14 protein-coding genes are annotated in these 21,652 nt (G+C 60.8%); 9 read left to right on the top strand and 5 right to left on the bottom strand.

The genetic code is table 11. The annotated features are described in order from the left end of the window. The 4 genes from KHO33_RS38010 to KHO33_RS37995 form a co-directional block, all read left to right on the top strand. The coding region (locus tag KHO33_RS38010; protein WP_211629281.1) for a hypothetical protein at positions 1–227 on the top strand (227 nt) is incomplete at its 5' end. Between the two features lie 104 nt (positions 228–331). Continuing rightward, positions 332–778 (top strand): hypothetical protein, encoded by a 447-nt coding sequence (locus KHO33_RS38005; protein ID WP_200567832.1) that lies wholly within the window; start codon positions 332–334, stop codon positions 776–778. A 369-nt stretch (positions 779–1,147) separates the two neighbouring features. Then, positions 1,148–1,618, top strand: a complete 471-nt coding sequence (locus KHO33_RS38000) for a hypothetical protein (protein ID WP_200567831.1) — start codon at positions 1,148–1,150, stop codon at positions 1,616–1,618. A 76-nt stretch (positions 1,619–1,694) separates the two neighbouring features. Continuing rightward, entirely contained in the window at positions 1,695–3,632 is a 1,938-nt protein-coding gene (locus tag KHO33_RS37995) for a rhomboid family intramembrane serine protease (RefSeq protein WP_200567830.1), read from the top strand. Between the two features lie 299 nt (positions 3,633–3,931). Here KHO33_RS37995 and KHO33_RS37990 read toward each other — a convergent pair whose 3' ends face one another. From KHO33_RS37990 to KHO33_RS37980, 3 genes are all read right to left on the bottom strand, one after another. Beyond that, a complete protein-coding gene (locus KHO33_RS37990) occupies positions 3,932–6,313 on the bottom strand; it encodes a T6SS phospholipase effector Tle1-like catalytic domain-containing protein (RefSeq protein WP_200567829.1) in 2,382 nt (793 codons plus the stop codon). Beyond that, positions 6,310–6,879, bottom strand: coding sequence for a DUF3304 domain-containing protein (locus tag KHO33_RS37985; RefSeq protein WP_200567828.1), 570 nt, complete (start codon positions 6,877–6,879; stop codon positions 6,310–6,312). Before KHO33_RS37985 ends, KHO33_RS37990 begins: the two co-directional genes overlap by 4 nt. A 175-nt stretch (positions 6,880–7,054) precedes the next feature. After that, on the bottom strand, positions 7,055–7,882 hold the full coding sequence (locus KHO33_RS37980; RefSeq protein WP_200567827.1) for a DUF4123 domain-containing protein: 828 nt from the start codon (positions 7,880–7,882) through the stop codon (positions 7,055–7,057). 674 nt (positions 7,883–8,556) lie between these two features. On the opposite strand from KHO33_RS37980, the gene KHO33_RS37975 reads away from it, so the two are divergent. Next, complete coding sequence (locus KHO33_RS37975) at positions 8,557–9,978, top strand: hypothetical protein (protein WP_200567826.1); 1,422 nt, start codon at positions 8,557–8,559, stop codon at positions 9,976–9,978. 101 nt (positions 9,979–10,079) lie between these two features. Beyond that, positions 10,080–11,924: a type VI secretion system baseplate subunit TssF gene (gene tssF, locus KHO33_RS37970; protein ID WP_200567825.1), complete on the top strand. Its 1,845-nt coding sequence runs from the start codon at positions 10,080–10,082 to the stop codon at positions 11,922–11,924. A gap of 33 nt (positions 11,925–11,957) precedes the next feature. Here the strand turns inward: tssF and KHO33_RS37965 are convergent, their stop codons facing one another. After that, positions 11,958–13,394, bottom strand: a complete 1,437-nt coding sequence (locus KHO33_RS37965; protein ID WP_234480863.1) for a hypothetical protein — start codon at positions 13,392–13,394, stop codon at positions 11,958–11,960. Further along, complete coding sequence (locus tag KHO33_RS37960; RefSeq protein ID WP_074281713.1) at positions 13,391–13,651, bottom strand: PAAR domain-containing protein; 261 nt, start codon at positions 13,649–13,651, stop codon at positions 13,391–13,393. Before KHO33_RS37960 ends, KHO33_RS37965 begins: the two co-directional genes overlap by 4 nt. Positions 13,652–14,105: 454 nt before the next feature. Between KHO33_RS37960 and KHO33_RS37955 the strand changes: the two genes are divergently transcribed. The 3 genes from KHO33_RS37955 to KHO33_RS37945 all read left to right on the top strand — a co-directional run bounded on the left by KHO33_RS37955 (position 14,106) and on the right by KHO33_RS37945 (position 21,634). After that, positions 14,106–16,901, top strand: coding sequence for a type VI secretion system Vgr family protein (locus tag KHO33_RS37955; RefSeq protein ID WP_200567824.1), 2,796 nt, complete (start codon positions 14,106–14,108; stop codon positions 16,899–16,901). A gap of 81 nt (positions 16,902–16,982) precedes the next feature. Beyond that, complete coding sequence (locus KHO33_RS37950) at positions 16,983–20,708, top strand: type VI secretion system Vgr family protein (protein WP_200567823.1); 3,726 nt, start codon at positions 16,983–16,985, stop codon at positions 20,706–20,708. Further along, the gene (locus KHO33_RS37945) at positions 20,690–21,634 is read left to right on the top strand and encodes a hypothetical protein (RefSeq protein WP_200567822.1); all 945 of its coding nucleotides are present in this window, start codon (positions 20,690–20,692) and stop codon (positions 21,632–21,634) included. Before KHO33_RS37950 ends, KHO33_RS37945 begins: the two co-directional genes overlap by 19 nt. The last annotated feature ends 18 nt before the right edge of the window (positions 21,635–21,652 follow it).

The raw sequence follows: 21,652 nt of genomic DNA, 5'->3' as shown, positions 1-21,652 counted from the left end.
GTTTGAATTCGAGCGTGTACTGCGCCCGCTTTGCCTTGACCGTCATCGTTTCTTCTCCTTGCTTGAGTTTACACACTCAGCAAGAGATTCGTTTTTCGGGGGCAAGGTCACACCTAGCTGCCCTCAGTATCGCCAATGTTTTGCATGGCGTCACGTTAGACCTCGAAACGGTAGACCGGCCACCTCTATTCAACGTGTTAGTTCTGAAAATGTGCCGCGTAAGTTGACGGGCAGCCGGCGGCCATGAACGGTCGTTCGACACCGCCTCGAAGATGGTTGACAATCGCTATCCGATCTCTCGGTAGTCATCCTATATCGCAATCAACGCGCCATGAAACCCCACCAATACGCTTTCGCATCGATCACCTGTGCGCTCGCACTAGCTTCCTTCCATGCTTTCGGTGCGCCGCCGTTCCCCAAGGCCATCAGGGTGTTACACATTGAAGATGGCGGAGTTTACACGACTGATTGGACCGTTTATCCGATTCGAGTTGAAAAAATCAACATGAGCACTCAGAAGCCTGAAGAGATGGTTTTGGGACTCTTCGAGGATGGGAAAGACGGCGGGTTTCAAGGAATCGTACAGATTTACTGCGATGAACCGGTCACTTCCTTCGTGGCGACTGGCTTTAGCGGCGAGCAACATTTCAATGGGGTCTCGTTAAAAGACATCATGAAGAGCGACGTGTTTCCCCGCAAACTCGTTAGCAATATCTTTGCTTTATTTTGTAAAGGCTCCTCGCTGAATGCGGTTGATCTCAACATGAGGCGCTATTGATCGCCATTTTAGGGCGCCTAACCCCGCTGCGCATTCGTTTGCGAACGGCCGTGGAGCGACGCCGACGTCCCTTCAGGGCTGATTTATGTCTTTCGCATACATGCTGCCATCAGTGATCGATTGAGGTCTGCACCGGATCGGGTTCGGCAAAACTTCGGACGTTGATCCGTCTCTGTCAGGTCGGCGACAATCAGACAGCACGAACGGTAGGGAAGCTTGAATCTATGCTGATTGGATTAATGCCGTGTTTTTTCAGCCAACGGCCAGACCTTCGTGCAGAATACCTACCCATCCCATTAGTGCCCATCTGAAACATCGGGCTCGGCAGCGTCCAGAGCATCGAAGAGAGTAATGCTCGGGTCATGTTTAATGATGGTTCTAATCTTTACTCTAAATATGAACAGCCTACCTCAAAGTACCCAGCCGGAACTCATCGTGCGCGGCAGCCGCTTTGCGATGCCGTTTCTCGTTGTAGTTATGCTTGTGATTGCAGCGTGCTACGTCTTCTTCGCGCAATCGAACCCATTTTTAGGATTTGGCGATGTTTTTATGCTTTTTGCTGTCCCTCTCGTGGCGCTAATAAGCATGAACTTCACGACTCGTGCTGTATTTTTTGACGATCGGTGTCGAGTGAGCCGCACTGTGATTTTTTACCAAAACATCGTCAGTGTAAATCGAGGGCGGTTTCTTTTGACTATTCGGTACAACCGACCGAATGAGGCACGCGCTAAACCGCGTCGTGCCAAGTTGTCGTTTTATGAAATGCGGCGGTCCGAACAGGAAAAATGTCTCGAAATTCTGCGTACGCATCTCCCAGGAGCAGCCGTTTCAAACCTTTAGGTTTCGAGGTGGAACACAGACGAGCGACTAAAGTGGACGGGGCGCAGTTCTAGTTGACAAGCGCGAGAGGGCGCGGATGACATCTATAAAGAAACTCAACGATATCAAGCTGGTATCGATTCTCGCGATTGCCAATATCGCAATCTTTCTTTTCCTTTGGATGCAATCGGGCTATAGCAGTCCCGACAATGGGCGCCTGCTTGACTGGGGGGCCAATTTCGCCCCGCTAACGCTGACCGGAGAGTCCTGGCGCTTGCTCAGCAGCGCTTTCCTGCATGCGAACTGGCTGCACCTGGCGCTCAATATGTACATGCTGCTGATACTGGGCAGCCTGCTCGAACGCATGGTCGGTTCATTGCGGTTTGGCGTCATTTATCTGCTGTCCGCGATCGGCGGGAGCTTGCTGAGTGCATTCTGGCATGGCTACCACGAGGTTAGCGGTATGCAACAGGCGTTGGGCGAACTGATTCCCGTGACAGCGATTCGTCCAGTGGTCAGCGTCGGTGCGTCGGGTGCGTTGATGGGTCTCGCCGGCGCCGCAATTGCGTTGGCAATTTGGCATCGGGACGGCTGGCCTCGCGATTCGCCCATTCGCATCAGCGGTCGCGCCGTTGCGCAGGTTATCGCGATCAATCTGGTGTCCGGTTTCTTCACGGCCGGGGTTGACCAGGCCGCGCACTGTGGCGGTCTGATTGTGGGTTTTCTGGCTGCGCTCGTTCTCTGTCAGGGCGATCCCACGAAGTCGATTTTTCAACGTGCCGGCTTGCCGCTGGTAGTCGGAGCACTCGGCAGTGCGGCGCTTTTCGCGGTAGCCCAATACGGTCAAAGCCCCGCCTTGCTGGATTGGAAGTCCCAGATCTCGGCCCAACGTGCCGAAGAACAGGCTCACCAGAACGCCATCAAGGAGACTCAATCCGCTGAGCAGATGATCCGCGAAGACAACCAACGCCGCCCCGCACCAGTCGCCGCCAGCACCGCCGCCGGCGCGGTCATTAGCGTGAGCAGGAATCCCGACCATATGGCTATCGGCTCGTCGGGTAAGTATGTCTACGTCACGGACAATGCCGCCAACACGCTGAGCGTGGTCGATATCACGAAGCGCGCGGTGATCCGCACTATTCAGGGAGATTCCTTCAAGGCGAGCCAGTGCCTCGATAGCTACTGCCGTGGCGTGGGTGCCGCGGGTATCGCGGTGAGCGCAGACGAACGCTATGCCTATGTCGCCTCGATGCGCGAAAACAGCCTGGTGCGCATTGATTTGTCGACCGGTACGTTGCTGGACGCGGTCAAGCTGGGCAGCTTCCCGCGCGAGGTGCTCCTCTCCCCGGACGGAGACAGGCTCTTTGTCGCCAATGGCCAGGAAGACAGCGTTTCCGTTGTCAGCGTCACGCATTGGCCCCGGGTCATGGCCACACTGAAGCTGTCGGACCAGCCCGTTGCGCAAGGGGAGTTCAGGCACCCGGTCATGATGTGGCTATCGGCAGATAATCGCCGCTTCTTTGTGAATACCGTGTCGAAGTCTTCCATGCTCGAGTTCGACACCCAGACTTTCCGTCTCGTCGGGGAGCATGAACTGAACGGTTTCTCCGCTGCCATGCCCATATCATCCGCTCGTGGCGTGTGGCTCTCCGGCGGACAACCCGCATTGGCGTGGGCTGATCCGGATACGCTCGCCGTGCGCAAGACCTATCCTGTCTGCACCTCGTCCGCCCAGATGATCGCCGGCACCAATGACGGCAAGCTCGTCGCCGTCGCGAACACCTATAGTAAAACGCCGGCGGTGAGCGTGATCAAGGTCGCCACGCGGCTCTCCATGGGAAGCTACCCTGTCGTAAACGGCGCTTCGCAAGCGATCTTTGGCACGGACAACAAGACGCTCTATGTCATCGGCTCCGGGCAGGATAGCGGCACGCTCTCGATTCTCAATCTCGACAAGTATGTCGCGGGGGATGATGGGGAGCGAGGCGACTTCCTGTGCCCAGCCTCGGCGGAAGGGGAATCGCAAGGGTCCTGAGGCTGGAGGACGGTCTTGAGCCTCCCGCCCACTGATGAAGTGCGAGCGACCGGGTGTCGATCGACACCCGGACAGAAGTAACTCAAGTGGCGGCCGTGCTAAATAACACTCAGTTTTGATTCACGCGATCATGTCGTTCAAACCGTACGTAAACTTTGGCGTCGGCGTCATGTGAGATGCATTGGCCTGGAGTCGACGTTGCTATTTTCTCCCGTTGTCCATTCGATAGGCACCGCCGTGTTCGCCTTCAGCGTCGAAATGATTCGCCGCGGTTAGGTGCCAGTACGACGAATGCTTAATCAGTGGGGGAACATGCCGTTCACACTGAGATTGTGCTGTGCGTTCATGAGTTGGTCCTGCCACTCCTCCTGCGCCGTCTTCACATGCGGCGCATCCCAACGTACACCGTTGACGAACACCGTGCGCCAGCGCAAGTAACCCCACAGGAAATAGAACTCGCGGCCGCTTTTCTGCAAGGCCAGCCCCTGAGTAACCTTGGGATCGGTCAATACTGCACTGTCGGTCGGCGCCGTTGGATCCTTGGCCTGACGTGCCTGCTGAGCCGACTGCATCCCCGCATCGTAGCGCTTCAGTTGATCGGTCTCGTCTACCGTCAACGGTGATTTCGGTTCCTGCGAGAGGATGACGGCTCCAGCCGGACCGAGCGTCGTCAAGCCGGCCTCCTTCACCGCGTCCCACGCGCTGGTGGGCATCGCCCCCTTCATGCGCGCCTCCCACGCGGCATGCTCGCGCTCATAGGCCGCCTGCTTGTCTTTCAGCCTCTTGATCTGCTGGTAGTTCCACACGTCGTCATCGTCGCCGAGCGGCTTGAACCACGCGCGTGAATCGTGCATGTAGTTGTCGTAGAGCGCCGCGATCGCATCCTCAGGCGCCCCCATGTTCCAGTCGTCACGCACCTCCAGCCACTGCTGCCATTTCTCCTGAAGCTGGGCTTCGACCGTACCCTTCACCGAAGCACCCAGCACGGCTGCCGGCAACCCCACGACAACGGCCCCCGGTACCAACATCGGTTCAAGCACGGCCACAGTCTTAGGATTACTGCGGATCCAGGCCCCCACGCCTTTTACGGCGTAGCGCGCCAGGCTCGGACCGCCATTCTTCTCGCTTTCCTGTAAATCAGCCCACTCCGCTCTGAGTTCCTCGTTTGCACTGTCAAGATCCGCGGCGTCCTGCGGATATCCGGCCTGCGCTGCCTTGTAGCCCGGCTGATCCCGCAAGTTATTCAGCCGCTGTTTGCGCCAGCGCAAGTAGAGCCCGTAATGCGCACGCATCAGGCCCGGAGTACCGTTCTCTTTGGCGTAGTAGTAGTTCTCGCTGGTCTTCACGTAGGCGGTGAACGCTTGCTTCAATCCAGCGGATATCCTGAAGGCATCCGCCGACCTTGCGGCAATACCCGGTCCCTTGATGTCCAACGGCACGCCGGCCTTGCGCGCCTCACGGTACATGTCCAGCAGCGGCACCTGTGACAACTTGTCGGCATCGCCCTGGCCACGTCCCTGTTCAGCGGGCCCATAACCGCCGCCGACATCGGAATGCACGCCCGGGTAGACGATCTCTTCGCGATCGCCCACCGTGTGATCGATCAGATCCAGCGGAAACGAACCACGCGGCTCGTGCGCCGCCACCATGTGCACGCAGCGGCGGACATGCGGCGGTATAGCCATCAATTCGGCGCGCCCCCAGCCACCGTGGCCGTCGCACAAGGTTGCGGCCGTACTCTGGGCAATCCCCACTGTGGCTACCGTATCGAATATGCCGAGAAAATCGACCGATACCGGCACGCCGCACAGGGTGAACCCGTCATCCAATGCATCGACCAGCCAGTTGCAAAAGGTGCGTGCCTCGGCGGAGCCACGAGAGAAACCGAATACCGACAGGCGGATACGTTGCAGCTTCGGGTTGCCCTTGGTCAGTTTATCGCCGACGCGCGCGTTGAGTTGAGCGCGACGATCAAGTAGCACTTTACGTCGTTTCTCGTCCCAAACCTGCAGGGCTTCTTTCCACCGCTGGGAACCAGAGAAGTCTCGCCACAATTGCGCCCACGACGAATCCTTGTTCCACGTAAGTTCGACGCCGGTGTGCTCGGCGGAGATCATGCTCATGGCACCCAACGTGGTACTGGCGCGCGCGTTGACATCGCCAATGCTGCCCGGGCGAGGGGGCGAGCCGCCGAGGTTGATGCCTGCGAAGTTCATGTCGGCGCTCATCGCTTTCGCGATGTCTTTGTCGACCTGGCCGGTGGCCAAGCTAAGCGAGACACCGTGAGCATACGTATGTACCGTATTGTGAAGTTGCAGCAGCGCCCAGTTGATGCGGCCTTCACCCGCCCAACCGGCCGCGGCACCCGCCGCGGCCTGCAGACCCACACCATAGTCGCCTACCTCATTGACAAACGGTGTGCCGACGCCCGCCACATAGATACGTCGATGATATTGATCTAACTGATAAACATCCAAGAGCCGGGCTACGTTGCTGTGCTTATTACCCGGCCGATCTCGCTCAGCATTATTCCGCGTGCCGTCGAAGAAGAGACCTATATGCAATGTTTTGCAACAGCTCATCCCCTCGTCCTCTGTAAGACGGCGCAGAATTGCCGCTTGCTCGTCCTTCGTTACCACACCGATATCAGGCCTCTCAGCCGATGCAAAACGGAAACTCATGGCTTAATCCTCTTATCGGGTGCAGGGCAGCGTGGATCGCTATTCTTCAGAGTGAAATGACCCGGGCACGACGCGCCTGGCTCCTGCAAGCCTTCGGGAAAATCGGGGTATCCTGGCGCCCAAGGCGACGCATACACCTTGATCTTGTCATTGGGGAAAAACAGCACGTATAAAAATCCATCCGAGAAATATTCATATTTCTCGACAGGCACCACGCGGCTCGCCAGTGCATTCGGATTCTTCTTGTATAAATTGTCGTCCTGCCACTGCACTGCGACAGTCAAACCAGGATGCCATTTCTTCGGCAACGAAACACAACAAATAATCGTTCCGCTCCAGCTACCGATACGGCTTGGGATCGCGGCTCCCCACGTGCCGTCGGTATAGAAATCGCCAATGGGTATCTCCGTGTAGTTCAAACCAACCAGCTTGAGCCCCATCGTGTCGTCTTCTGTTTGCGGCGCGGGCGAATCCGCCGCGCGCGAGCACGCTGAGAAGAGCAACAATACGAGGGCTAGCGGAGCCAGCCATTGGACGAATTTCGTCATCGTAGAACGGTGATTCATGAAGGCCTGATTCTCTTATCGGTTTACAAACAGCGCGGATCGCTGTTCTTCAATCTGAAAAGCCAAGTGAAGCGACGATGTGAAGCGAAGCACAACTTGCGCGAGCATGGACAACACTCGATCGCGCGCATCCGACGCCGACGCCACCCGCCGCACCAAAGCACATGTCCCACGTTCAACCCTCGACCAGCAATCCGGCCGCCGTGAGCGCCGCTAACGCTACCCGCGAGGCAGCCGCCGGCGAGGGCAACTCACCCGCCATCGCCGCACTCACACATGCATGGACCTCCGACGCCGAGGCCGTCAAGCGCCCAAAACTCTCCGGTCGCTGGCGAATATGGAAAATCAGCGTATCGACTTTTGCCGCCTGCTTGAGCGGCTCCAATTGCAGCGCGTCAAGCCAGTACGGTCCTTCATCGGCAGCAGCGGCCTCGCGGTTTGCGGTGTCGATCGCCTGCGCGTCGACCGGCACAAGCGCCGCCGTGCGATCGAAAATCCACCAAGTGTCTATACCTGCGAAAAAGCGGCCACGCTGAGCCACGGTCAAGGCACCGGCCAATACCGGCAGGCATCGCGTGTCGGCAAAACGCATGAGAAACGCGTCGCCGTTTTCGGTCCGCGCCTCCAGTTGCCTACGCAGATGCGCCGTCAACTCGGCGAGCCGGTACGTGGTGCGCAGCAGACTAAACATGGGACGCCCGGCGGTGCGCTGCAAGAGCTTGGTACAGACGGCATCGAATCGCTCCGCGTCCTCGGGAAGCGGCATGAGGCAAGGCGATATCCGCATCAGGTCGTCAGCTTCGTACACGCCATCGTAGAGCGCGACGACAGTGGCTCCGAGCCCAATAGACGGCAATTCATCGCGCAGCGGCGGCGAAAACACCATATCGAACAATGCGTAATACCGAATATCGGTACCCGGCGGCGGGTCGAACGCGTCGCGCAGTTGTTCCAATGCATCATCCGGATACGGATCAATCCAATCGGTAGCGTCCACGATCACGCGAGCTTGGTGGCCAGAGGACTATCCGGTTGCGTCGCGAGCAACAGGCACGCGACACGGACTTTCTCTGGAAATTGAGGAAGGGGCGTTTGCATCTGATCCGGGCAGACGAATGCTTGCTGCATCCGGGACACGAGGAATTCCGCAGGCGGTGGATTCGTACCGCCGTGGGCTTGTTGCTGCCACGCGGCTGTTAACTGGGAAATAGCGTCCATACGGGTCCCATTACCTATTCGAGCGTGTTTTATTTACCTGCGATGTGGCAACGGACAATCCAGTTGCGGAAATATTTACTCAACGATTGCCGCTAGGTTAAGCTGGATCGGAGCGTTTTCGGATGAAATCCGCGCTAATCCTCAGTAGAATCTGCTGTGGAATTTACCATAGGAATACGGCGGTGCAGCCTGTCGAGTTTTGTCCGGTTCATTTACTATTGCTGTCCGCGGGGGAGACCTGTAATGACACGTCCATTTATCGTGTTATGCGAAAAACATAGCCACGGTGGCACTGTTACTAGCACCTCGACAATCGCGGCGACCGCCAGTAAAGGTAGTGCGCACAATAAGCAGGTCACGTGTCCCATTCGCCGCGATAATCACATTGCGGGCAACGACGATACGGTTGTTATTGAAGGCGCAGGCTGAAAATAAAAGAACGATGAACGGGGAAAATGCATGAGCCAGCGTTCGACGTTACGCAACGTGGCCTCTGTGGCCGCGGTGTTCGTCCTGGTGTGGGGGATCGCACTGATTTACTGGAAGTCGATCTATCGAGTGCCTAGCGGGCAAGATCTGCTGCTGGTTGGTATCGCGCTGCCGGTGTTGTTGATCGCCAGTTTCATCGGCGTGCGCAAGAGCATTGCCCTGACGCGGACGCCAGTACCCGGCGCGCCCGCGATAAAAGCTACCGCGCCCCCCCCCTCCATTGCCGGCGACGATTCGTCGACATGGACGCTCGCCGTGCTCGACAGCAGCCTGTCCCTTCCCGCCGGCACCACCTCCGACGAAATTGCCGCGCTGGCAAGACAACAGCAGGTGGTCGGATTGCATGCCGAACTGAGGCGGGCCGACCAGACACGCATTTTTGCAAGCAACGTCGCCTCGGTTTCGCTAGACGATTTCGATGAAAACCTGCTCCCTGACGGCACCGCCGCGAACCTTGGCGACCAACACAGGCGCGCGCTGATGCTGGCTGGCGAGGCGCTCGACGATCTGATGCAACGCCATGCGGTGGTGACCCTCGCCGCTCATGAAGACGCGCACCCGGATGTCGCACCCTTCGAACTTCATCTGCTGCTGCCCGAGCGCTGGAAGCGCGAGGCACCCACCCTCGCCACCTGGTTAGATGCGCACCTGGCTCGCGAACCCTGGTCGCCAGCTACGACGCGCGCGCGCGTGACGACCGTCGCCAATCCGGTTCAGGCCTTGGCTGTAGTAGACGATCTGAATGTGTCGCTCAATCGAGATTCATCGCCGGCCCGCCATATCGTGCTGGCCTGCGACTCGTGGCTTGGGGAGAACGAGATGACTCTTCTCGAACGCACCGACCGGCTTTACGGTCGCAATCGCCCGGACGGCCATGTTCCTGGCGAAGGCGCTTGCGCCCTGATGCTCGCGCTTCGAGGCGAAAACGCCGCGTTGCCGGTGGCGCGGGTCCATCGCATGCGGGCGGCCGAGCGTTTGTCCTCCGCCGACGAGCCGGAGCAAGCGCGCGACGACACGACGATGCATCTACTCGACAGTGCGCGCACGCAAACGGCGGCGCCCGGTCTGGAGATGAGGGCCTGCGCGCTGGTCAGCGACGCCAGTCAGCGCACTAGCCGGCGCACCGAAATTACCGGCGTGGCCGAGTCGGTCTGGCCCGGTTCGAATGCGGAAAGCCGGTGCCAGCACCTTGGCTTCGCCAATGGGGAGAGCGGCGCGGTACTGGCGCTAAGCGCGGTCGCGATTGCTGCGGCCCATAGCCTCAACGAATTGCAACCGACTTTTGCGGTTTCCCTCGCCGACCCTCTGGCGCGAGCCGCGGTGCTGGTCAGCCCGCCCTGGACGGCGCCGGTGCACGCGCAAACCGAGGCGCGTACGGGCGCTGCCGCATAAGCGCATCCACACAAGCCGGGCCGCGGAGTGGCAGCCGGGTTCGTATGGGCTGTGCGCTTCCCGTATCCTGTGCGAACGATATCCCTGCGAGAGAATGACTCATGGACGACCTGGTACGCTATTACGAACGGGAGCTTGCTCTCTTGCGCGAGCGGGCACGCGAGTTCGCGGAGCGTTACCCCAAGATCGCCACGCGCCTCGCCCTCAGGGGGGATAGCGGGAGCGAAGATCCTCATGCAGAGCGTCTGTTCGAAACGTTCGCGTTGCTCGCGGCGCGCGCGGCGAAAAACATCGAAGATGACTATCCAGAGTTCACGAAAGCATTGATCGGGACGTTGTACCCGCACTACCTGCGCCCGTTTCCCTCCTGCTCCATCGCCTGCTTCGATGTGGACAGCAGCCGGGCCGCGCAAATGTCCTCGTCGGTTACTATCCCGCGCGGTACGGAACTCTATAGCCGTCCCGTGCGTGGAACGAAAGTATTCTTCCGTACTGCGTACGATGTGACATTGTCGCCACTGCGATTGACCGGTGCCCGCTTTCACGCCATCGCGCAGGTGCCGAGTCTCTCCCGTGCGCCAGCCGGGGCTAGCGCGCAGATTTCGCTGACTTTCGGGATTCAGTCGGGCCATGCTTCGGCAGCGGAATTGCAGTTGGATTCGGTCCGGCTGTACACGCGGGGCGAACCGCTATTTACGGCAGCGCTTCGCGATGCGCTGTCGATGCGCGCGTTGTGCGCCTATGTGGAACCCGGACAAAGCGGACGCTGGATTGCACTCGACCGCTTCCCCTTCACCGCTGCCGGGATGGCTCGTGCCGACGCGCTGGTACCGTACCCTGAAACGTCGGATCCTGCCTATCTGCTGCTCAGCGAATATTTTGCTTACCCGGAAAAGTTCGGCTTCTTCGATTGTGATCTCCGGCAGGCTGGCCGTTTAGGTGGAAGACAGTTCACCTTGCATGTGCTGCTGAAGGATATCCTGGCCGATTCTGCCGAGGCGCGCGTCCTGCAGAGTCTCGCAACGGAGCATGTTTTGCTGGGTTGCACACCGGTCGTCAACCTGTTCGAGACATCGGGCAAACTTGGCGATCAGGCCAGTGCGTCATCGACCGAGGCCGCGTATCCGCTGGTGGTGGACGAGCAAATTGCGCATGCTTACGAGGTGTATTCAATCGACTCCGTCGTCCAGACCAAACAAACCCCGCAAGGCGACAAAGTCTCGGTGTTCGATCCGCTTTATTCATTGCGGCACAGTCTGCGTCCCAACCGCGATACGATTTACTGGAAGTTGCACAGGGACGATCTAGCGGCGCGCAATAGTCCTGGTCTGGAAGTGGCCTTGAGTTTCGTGAACGGCGATCTCGAAGTCGCGTCACCGCCGAACGCCTTGGATTGCAAGCTCACCTGCAGCAATCGCGACCTGCCCGAACATCTCGAGTATGGCTTGCCGGGTGGAGATTTGACGCTGGAGGGCGGTACGCTCGCCCGGCGTATTTCCCTGCTGCACCGGCCTACCAAGTCGATACGCTTCAGGCACGGACACAATGCCCTGTGGCGGTTGATTTCGCAGCTGTCGCTCAACCCTGTGCAGTTGACAGGGGGGGCCGAGCCGATTCGGGACTTGCTTAAACTTCACAACCTTCAGGACTCCGCGATCTCCGTCCGTCAGATAGAGGGCGTGGTGGATCTGACGCAGAAAGTTGTGACAGCATGGGTGCCCAGTCAGCCCTTTGCGGGCATGGCGCGCGGCATTGAAATTCACCTCACCGTCGACCCGGACTGCTTCGCCGGCACGGGTGTTCACGTCTTCGCAAAAGTGATGGACGAACTCGTGAGCTTGTATGTGACCACCAATAGTTTTACCCAGTTGGTGTTGCTTTCCAGTAAGGACGGTGAGGAATTGCTGAGATGCCCACGCCGCACCGGCAGCGCGTTTCTGACGTGAGCGCGACTTTCGCGCACACGCACGAACATGGCATCACACCGAGTCCTGAGCGTTCGACGGCGCGGACGGCTTCTGCGGGAGGCTAACAAGCATCACCCCTCGCGCTGTCGCATCGTTGGTCGAGACGGCGAAAGTCGGCTGTTGCTCCCTGAGGCTGTGGTCGCCGGCCACTGCGATCGCGCTCAGCGCCAGCACCGCACCGCTCTCGCCGTTTGCGAGACCCAGATGCAGGCAGCGCCCGCTGATGTCCGAGTTTGGCCACGCCAGCTCGGCCACAGCCGTCATTTCCGCACGCCGGCTGATCCGTTGGTCGGCGTCGCTGACCAGCGCGCACGCCGCGATCTCCAGTTCGGGCGCCACCGTATGCTTGCGTGCCGAATCGAGCAATTGCATCACAGCGTCTCCCCGCTGTTGGCCGGCTTGCTCGACGGGAGCAGAAAGGCGGCTCGAGATGAGCCGATGAATGTGCGCTGCTGGAACGACATCCGCCGCCGCAGGATGGGCGAGCAACAATGCGCAGGCGCCTTCGCCGAGCACGTGCCCGTTGGGGCGCTGCTGCGTGTAGAGCTGGTCGAGATTGTCCAGCGAATCGACCGTGGCCCAGCCGAGGGATGAATCGAGAGCCAGCACGATGTGACGTGTCGTGAGCGGCTGCTTACGGAGGACCTCGTTCAGTCGGTCCAGCATCGCCAAAGCTTCGACCGGATCGGCCACGCACACCGGGGCGACGCGCTCCATGCGTGGCATCCATTGCTCGCGGGCGAGGTGCGCGTCGAGCCATGCGGCGAGCGTCGCCGCCACCGGCTGCCAACGTTCGGGAAATAGCAGATGCAGCTTGAGCGACGGTTGTTCCGTCGAGATGTTGGCATCAGCGCTCGCGGCGCCGGCCTGGCGTTCCATCAACTCGTCGAGCGTCTCGGCAGCCAGCAGCATCGCGCGCCGGTGTTCGTCGTTCAACGCCTCTGCCGAGTCGGGCGGCAGCAGACTTTCATCGAAACGATCGGGCGCGATTGAGGCGACCCCGCTGGCAAAGATTCTCACGCCGTCGTGGCGCGTCAGATCGGGATGCAGTTTAACCACGGCTGCTTCGCGGGCAGCGTCGCCGATTTCCTCGGGCGTGATACCCGACGGCAGGCGCAGGCTGCTGTCGAGCAATGCCATCGTCCACTGTTGTGCGGAATCGTCGCCGGAAGCCACGCCTGTCGCCTGACCGGCGGGTTGGACGACGCGCTCCGGCTGCCGTATCCGCTCGATACTCCTGCGGCCCAGCGCGAGTCCCACGACCAGCAGCATAGGCAATGCCACGCCGCATAGCAGCAGGTCCCGCCAGGTGGGCGCGTGATAGGTTGTCTTCCAGTACAACGCAGCGACAATCCATACAGAAACGAATATCGCGACCGCTGTCAGGGCGGTGCTCAACCTCGAGCGCTGGACCACGCTTTTCCCTGCCGATCCCTGTGCCGTGCTCATGCGCCGCCGGTGGTCGACTGGCTCGCGATCAGCGTCGCGCCGCAGGCGGTTTTGTAGCCGTCGCGGGCCGCGCCTTCGTTTTCGATGATGGCCGTGTCGTCGCCGTCGGCGATGTGGTTGGGGCCATGAATCGGGCAGGTCACCTTATCGTTGCGGCGGGCAATGTTTTTGCCGCCGATTTTGGCGCTGGTTGCCGCGCTGGTAACGGAGCCGCCGTGACTATGTTTGTCGCCGAGGACAATGAATGGACGTGTCATGCGCTGGTTTCCTTATCGTTCTATCCGTTTGAGCTATGCGTATTGAATGCCCCGAGCGCACTCGGCCGATTGGCTGAAACGGGGATTCCCGATTTTACTTGCTAATGCCGATTGGAAGCGATACTCCAATCAGGGGTTTTAATTGAGGTATCAGCGATTCCGCTTTCAGATAAGGCAATGCCGATGGTCATTGAGGATTTGAATTGCTTCGGTATAGTGCTGCCAATTTCGCGCCATTTGTTAAATATCAGAGTTTTTATGGATAAGCCTCGGACTGTCATTTAAAATGACTGGCCGCAAACGGGGCCGCATCGACACGCATCAAGTGCGCGGGGTGAGGCCGCCGCCGGTCAAAGAAAGCGGTCATATTGGCCGATTAAAGAATCGCCGGTTTCTTATGCGGCAATATGTACTCAAAGAAAGCGGTCGTAATTTGAGAGAGAGCGGGGCCCACATGAGCGTTATTGCGCAATTCACCTCGATGTTCAGCACGTTTAATCGTCTCTATTCGCTCGAGGGGAGCGGGCCTTTATCGGCCATGCAGATTGAGCGCTGGGTTGGCCGCGAGTCGCTTGGCAACAACTATCAATGGGATGTCTACGCGTTGGCCACCGATCCGGGTCTGGATCTGGAGGCGATGCTCGGTCAGCGCGCCACGATTCGAACCACGTTGGGCGACGGTACGGTCGCAACCCGTAGCGGCCTCGTGGCCGAGGCCGAATGTATCGGCTATGACGCGGGCCTCGCCCGCTACTATCTGCAGTTGGTGCCCTGGCTGGCGGCATTGACCCACGGCCGCGACGAGCGCACGTTCGTCAACCAGACGGTGGCCGAGGTGCTCGGCACGGTCTTCGGCGATTACGCCGATATCGCCCAATGGCGCTTCACGACGGACGCGAATCAGCGCATCGAGGCGCTTGGCCCGAACGATTACATCGTCCAGTACCGAACTCACAGCCACTACGATTTCGTCCGCCATCAGCTTGCCGCGGCGGGCCTGGGTTTTTGCTTCGTCGAAGATGCGGATGCGCCGTCCGGCCATACGTTGCTGATTTTCGACGACAGCACGCAGCTTCCCGAAGACGATACTTCCGTTCGCCTCGGTGGCGTGCCGCAACGCCTGAGCGATATGGCGACGGCGGCGGACGACATGATCCTCGGCATGGGGCAGTCGCTGTCGCTAACGGCCGACCGTCTCACATTGATCAGCAGCGACTATCGCAGCAACCAGTCGACCACGGCGGCGGCGAGCCTCGGCAATCCTGGCGGGCCCCGCGAACTGTACGACGACGTCGGACCGGAGGCCTTCGCCAGCCTTCGCCAGGCCGAAGACACCGCGCGGCGCCAGGCGCAAGCGATCGTTTCCGACGCGCGTTTCTGGACCGGCTGCAGCACGTTGCGCACTGCCACGTCCGGCCGGGCGCTGCGGCTAACGCAGGCGCCGTGGGGGCAGGTTCCCGGCGGGGCACAGATGCCCGATGCGTTTCTGCTGACCGCTGTGCAGCATGTCGGTGTCAATAATCTGCCGCAGACCGTCATGGAAACGGTCGAACGGAGTCTCGGTGCATTGCCGACGGCGGATCTCGATTCGCGCGTGCTCAAGCAGGCGAAGGCCGGCGGCTACGCGAATCGTTTCGACGCGGTACCGCGCTCGCAGCCGTGGCGCCCAACGCTGGAGGACGGCACGGGGCAACGCTTGAACCCGGTGTCGACGGCGCTCGGCGCGCAGACCGCCATTGTGGTCGGTCCGCAGGGGGAATCCAGTCCGGGTGCGACCGGTCCGCTTCACATGGATGCGCAGGGCCGATTGCGGCTGCGCTTTCACTGGCAGGCCGAGGGCGACAACGGCACCTATCCGACCCGCGCCATGCAGCGGCTTGCCAGCGACGGTCACGGCCTGCAGCAGATGCAACGGATTGGTCAGGAAGTGCTGGTGCAATTCCACCATGGCCTGATCGACCGGCCGATCGTGCTCGGCGGCCTGTTCAACGGCCGCGGGGAAGGCGGCGAAGCCCCGACGCCCGGCGGTGAACCGGGGCAGCCGCTCGACGAATCGATCTACCGGCAAGCGGCCGACCAGATGGCGAGCGCTCAAGGCAATCTTTCCGGCGGTCACGGTCCAGCCTGGCACGGCGCGGGTGCGGGCGCGAACCGTCACAATCACGCTGGCGCGTTGTCGGGTTTCAAGAGCCAGGGCTTCGACGGCCAGGGGGCCAATCAACTGGTGGCGGACGACAGCGACGGCATGGGCCGCCTGCAGATGAGCGCGAGCCATGCGGCCACGCAGCTCAATCTGGGACATCTACGCTACCAGGCGGATAACTACCTCGGCAGTTTCCGTGGGCAGGGCGTCGAGTTGCGCTCGGATGCCTACGGGGCAGTGCGCGGCGAGCGGGGCGTGCTGATCAGCAGTTACGCGGCGGGCGCGGGGCAGCCCGCGGGCGACGTTGCCCCACTGCGGTCGTTGCTCGCGCAGCAAATCACTCTGGCCCGTCTGCTCGACAAGACGGCCGACACGCACCAGACCCTGCCGCTGGCAGCACAGCGCGGCGTGAAGAGCGCCGATCAGTCAATGATCAACGGCCAGGCCGCGCCGCTCGACGCGCTGGCACAAAGCTTCGGGACCACGGTGAGCGCGGACGGCTTCCAGCAAGGGGTGGCCGATGCACCGAACCGGTCGACGGACAAGCCGCTGCCTCACACGGGTGACGCCGTGCTGGGCATCGAAGCGCATGGCGGCCAGGGTGTCCTCGCCGGACAGGCGCTGCAGTGGGTAGCGGGCGAAACCCTGACCGTCGGCAGCGGCCTCGATACCAACGTGGCCGTGAACAAAGCACTGCGCGTGCACAGCGGCCAGGGCATTGGCTGGCTCGCAGGCGCCAACGCGGCAAACGGCGTGGGGTTGAGCGTGATCTCCGGCAAGGACAATCTTGACCTGCAGGCCCAGCATGACGCGTTGGCGCTGCGTTCACGAGACGAGTTGAAGGTGGCGTCCATCGGTGCGGACGTCGAGCTCGCCGCAAAGAAGACCGTGCACCTCGCGGTGAGCGGTGGCGCGCATCTGACCATCGAGGGCGGCAATGTGACTTTCGGCTGTCCGGGCGCGTTGGTGGTGCACGCGGCCGAGCACTCGTTCGACGGGCCGGACCAGTTGGATACGCAATTGCCTAATTTTCCCGACAAGGTTTGCGTGGAGTGTCTGTTGCACGCAATGGAATCGGGTAGTGCTTTGGCCGCAAAGGCAGCCTGATGCAAATCGCCAATTCGAAATCGCCGAGGCAGGCTATGCGCTCGAGCGTACAGTGCTCGCGCAAGAACACGGGGAAATGACATGGATCTTGTTGCCGCACTGACGGGATATTCGCAGGCCACGCGCCATATCCAGATCGATACCGCATTGCCGCGCAAGTTCGCGGTCGAACGCTTTCACGGTCGCGAAGCCGTCAACGAATCGTTTCGTTTTGAAATCGACTTGCTGTCGAACGAGCCGTTCCTCGACCTGACCCCGCTGCTCGGCAGCGCGGCGCGTTTGCGTCTCGCGACCGGCGCGGGCGAGCGCTGCTGGAACGGCTACATCACCCATGCCGCCTATGCCGACAGCGATGGTGAGGTCACCCGCTACCGGCTCACGCTGGAATCGTGGCTCGCCTTCCTGCATCTGCGGCGCAATTGCCTGTACTTCACCGATCTCGATACGGAAGGCATCTGTGAACGGGTGTTCGGCGATTATCCGGAGGCGCGTCGACGCTACGAGCTCAAGGAGCCGCTGCGCACGTTCGCTTTGCGAGGTCAATATCGCGAGACCGATTTCGCTTTCGCGATGCGCCAGCTATCGGAAGCCGGCTTGTCCTTTCGCATCGAACACGCGCAGGATAGCGGCACGGCACCGTCAGGCGACCACACAGTCGTGGTGTTCGACCGCCGGTCCGAGCTCGGCAAGGGCAGCACGATTGCGTTCAATCAACAGGACGTGGGCGATCCGGACGGCGTGATGACGCAGTTCACCGAGCGTCATCAGATCGTGCCCGACCGGGTTGTCGCGACGAGCTGGAAAGCCAGCGAGTTACTGGCGCTCAGCGGGCACGCCCAGGGTCAAGCCGATTCCGGGGCGCCCGTGATGCCCGTCCGGGAGATTTTCGATGGGCAGCGTGCCGGGCGTTTCGACACGGTCAACGGCGCCCAGCGTTATGCCGAGCAACGCTTCGACGCCTTGCGTCTGCCGAAGCTGATCCATCATGGCGCCGGTTCTTCGCGCACATTGGAGGCCGGCAAAGTACATACGCTGACCGGCTATCTGGACAAGACGATTTCGTTTGTCCCGCTGTCGATCGAGCATGAGGCCGTCAACAACCTCGGTGCCGAGATTGCTCAGCTTCTGGAGTACGGGGAACTGGAGCAGGGGCATTATCGCAATCGCTTTGTCGCGGTGCCCGCGGGCGTGCCGATCGTGCCGCCCTATCGCGATCGGCCGACGGTATCCGGCGTACAGACCGCAATCGTGGTGGGCGAGCCCAACAGCCGGGTTAGCAGCACGCGGGATCATCAGGTGCGCATCCAGTTCCCGTGGATGCGAGGCGTGGCTCCCCTACCCGGCGGTCTCACCGACACGGCGAGCCGCTCGAATCCGGCCGGCCATGCGCCGGGCAACCATCAGTCCGGTGTCGTGGCGCGCCTCGCCGAGCAAACGGCCGGTCCCAATTTCGGGCACAGCTTCACGCCGCGGATCGGTGCGGAGGTGGTGGTCGGTTTCGACTCCGGCAACATCGATATGCCGGTGGTGTTGGGGCAGGTTTACGGCGGACGTGTGCAGCCGCCATTCGCTGCTGGTGAAGGCAGCAGTGCGAATCACCCGGGCACCTTGTCGGGCATGCAGACGCAGACGCTGGACGGCCAATCCGGTAGCCGCTGGGTGATGGACGACGCGTCAGGGCAGTCGCGCCACGAGTTGGTCAATTCGGTTGCGAACAGCGGCCTGTCGCAGGGCTATCTGATCGCTCAGCAGGGCGCCGTGCGCGGCGCGTATCGCGGTGAAGGATTCGAACTGGCCACGCAGGGTTGGAGCGTCGTGCGAGCCGGCGAGGGGGTGCTCGTGTCGAGTACCGCGCGTGCGCAGGGAACCTCTACTCAAATGGACGTCGCCGAAAGCGTAGGCCAGTTGAAACAGGCTGTCGCAACCGCCAAACGCCTCGACGGCTCGGCCACCGGCGCTAAGGCGGGCGGCTTCGCGGGCAATGCCGCACAAGCCGATTTCCTAAAGGCGATCGATCCGCAGCAGGACGGTAAGTACACAGGTGCCGTCAACGGCCAGAGCGCGACTCGGCCGGTGGGCACGCAACGCGACGGCGGCGACCCGGTCGAGCGCTTCGCGACGCCAGCCGTCGTGCTGGAATCGCCGGAAAACATCGCGTTCACCACGCCGGCCAGTGCGGTCTCCTATGCCGCCGAGCATGTGCATCTGACGGCACAAGGCGACGCGCATCTGGCTGCGGGAGCGACCGTGGCAGCCGCGTCGGGCGATGCCGTGAGTTTGTTCAGCGCTGCCGGCGGGCTCAAGGCGATCGCCAATCAGGGGCCCGTGAGCATCGAGGCGCACACGGCCACCATGGAGATTCTCGCGGATCAATCGGTTCGCATCATGTCGACCGAAGACCGCCTCGACGTGCTGGCGCAGGATGCCATCGTACTGCAGCAGGGACCGAACCGGATCACGCTCAAGGGCGCGGACATCACGGTCGAGACGCCGGGGCAATTCCTCGTAAAGGCGGGCTCGCATCCGTTCCCGGGGCCCGCGACGACAACGGTGTCGTTACCCGCACTACCCGTGACGCCGCCACCCGGCGACGTCTGCGACTTTCTCGCTGGCGGCTTCACAAGCAGCGGCGCTGGCGGGACCTCGTCGCTTGCGGTGACGTCGGCGTCCGCGGCGGTACCGGCATCAGCATCGGCATCGGCATCGGCGGCATCGATGTCCGCAACGGCTCCTGCATTCGCGGCGGCGTCCGCAGCCACTCCAGCACTAGCCGCAGCATCGGCACCCGCGCCGGCTGCGCCGCCAGGACCGGGTCCGGCGACGCAGGCTAAGGGCGCGTCGGGACCGAGGCCCTACGTACCGATTTCCAGCGAATTGGCCGGGCCGCCTTCGAAGCAGCCCGCGCCGCCGCCGAGCGTATGCGCCCAGCAACTGCAGGCGGCGAAGCAGGTCGACTACACCGTCAGCATGGGCTGTGCCGATTATTACCAGACGGACGGGTCAGGCCACAAGGTTCTGAACAGCGCCGGGCAACCCGTGCTCCTGAATTTCGGGGGACAAAGCGGGACATTCGACATCGAATATTCGCCTTCGACGTCGACGTTGACCGCCACCGTCATCATCAAGGTTGCATTGAAGGATCAGTACCTGCTCGGCGCCAACGGGCAAGTCGTCATGGACGCAGCTGGTAAGCCCAGATCGATTCCCTTTGATAGCAGTGGACCTGCTCCGGGCATCCAGTTAAAGACCGTCAATCGCACAGGCGGCCTGGCCAAAGTTGCGGGCTTCCAGAAGCGGATCGAGCATGGGTTGAACGCGAATAAGTACTACATGCGGCCGAAGGCCTGCCCCCGCGCTGGCGCTTGCACATGTAAGGTCGCTATTGCGCTGAAAGTGAAGTTCGTCGAGCAGGGCAGATGTCACAAGACCATCAACCTGTTTCCGACCAGCACCCGCTTCAACTCCGAAAACTGGGGGGAAGTACAGGTGGCGTGGGACGGCTTGACGCAACAGTTCAAGCCGATCCCGACGCAGAACGCAGTGGTACACGAGACAGGCCACCTGTTCGGCTGGCCGGACGAATACTTCCTTGACGGAGGCGCGGTCTACAAGGGCTATATCAACGCTCAGAAGGTTGTCGATGTCACCATGAACCAGCTGACCGACAACTGGCAGCGATCCACCAATACGAATTTAATGGGGCTTGGCATGTATAACGCTGCGCCGACGATAGCGAAGTACTACATGTATGGCTTTCGCGACTGGTTCAAAGGCAGGACCGGCATCGAATGGGACGTATTGAAATGAACCGAACAGCTTTGCTGGCGTTGGTTTCCGTGTTTCTTTTCGGAGTAACAGAAATGGCTAGCGGTAAGAATCCTTCCGACTCTTTCGTGATTCGTGACGGCCAAGGCACCGTCAACCCCGCTCCGCCGATGATCGTAACGGTCGAAGATGGCAAGATTTCGTACTATGCGCGCGGGCGCAGCATGAGCGCGCTACCCGAAACTGGTTATACGGGAATCGGCAAATATGTGCTGGATGTGGACAAGCATACTGGGCAGCAGATCGACTCGGTGAAGCAGGCTTTGAGCAGCCACACCTTTGCGCCGGCGCAGGGATTGGGGAGCGGCCCAGTGCTGGATTTTTCGTTCGAGAAGAACGGCCGACAGTATCAGGGCGAATATAACTATCAGTTAGGCGAAGCGTTCAACAACAAGCTTTACCCGCTTTATCAACTTGCCGACAAGGCCCTGAAGAACGGCCACCCGGAAATCAATCTCCATCCGGTCTTTACTGCGCACTCGGGCAGAGACAGTTTCGTTCTCGAGTTGACGTTCGGCAATGACGGGCAGAAGGACATCAGCATCGCGGGACCTGATACATGGTCGCCTGACCTCGCTCGCCCCGACCAACGGAACGTGCGAATCGGCGCGATCAACGGCGCGGGCACGAGCTTTTATGTTCGTCTCGTCAGCAAGTATCTGAGCGAAGCATCGCGACGCTATGCCAAAGAGATCACCGTGAAGCCGGGCGAGCCGGTCACTCTGGCGTTCGCTGTTCCCTACTCCGCTCTTACCTTTACCGACACCTCTTCCTCGCGTCGGATTACCGCAGGAAGCTATCGGTTCATCGGTGAGATGACGGTCGACGTTCTCGCGCCGGCCGAGATGCAAGGAAAGATCTACACGCCAATGAAGGACGTGCAGTCGATCGAGCTACAGGCGCAGTGATAGCTCGCGGCGGGCCAT

This window comes from Paraburkholderia nemoris (genome assembly GCF_905221015.1).
Classification (GTDB): Bacteria; Pseudomonadota; Gammaproteobacteria; order Burkholderiales; family Burkholderiaceae; genus Paraburkholderia; species Paraburkholderia nemoris.
The sequence above is the reverse complement of the archived record's forward strand: the minus strand, read 5'-3'. Positions and strand labels throughout refer to the sequence as shown.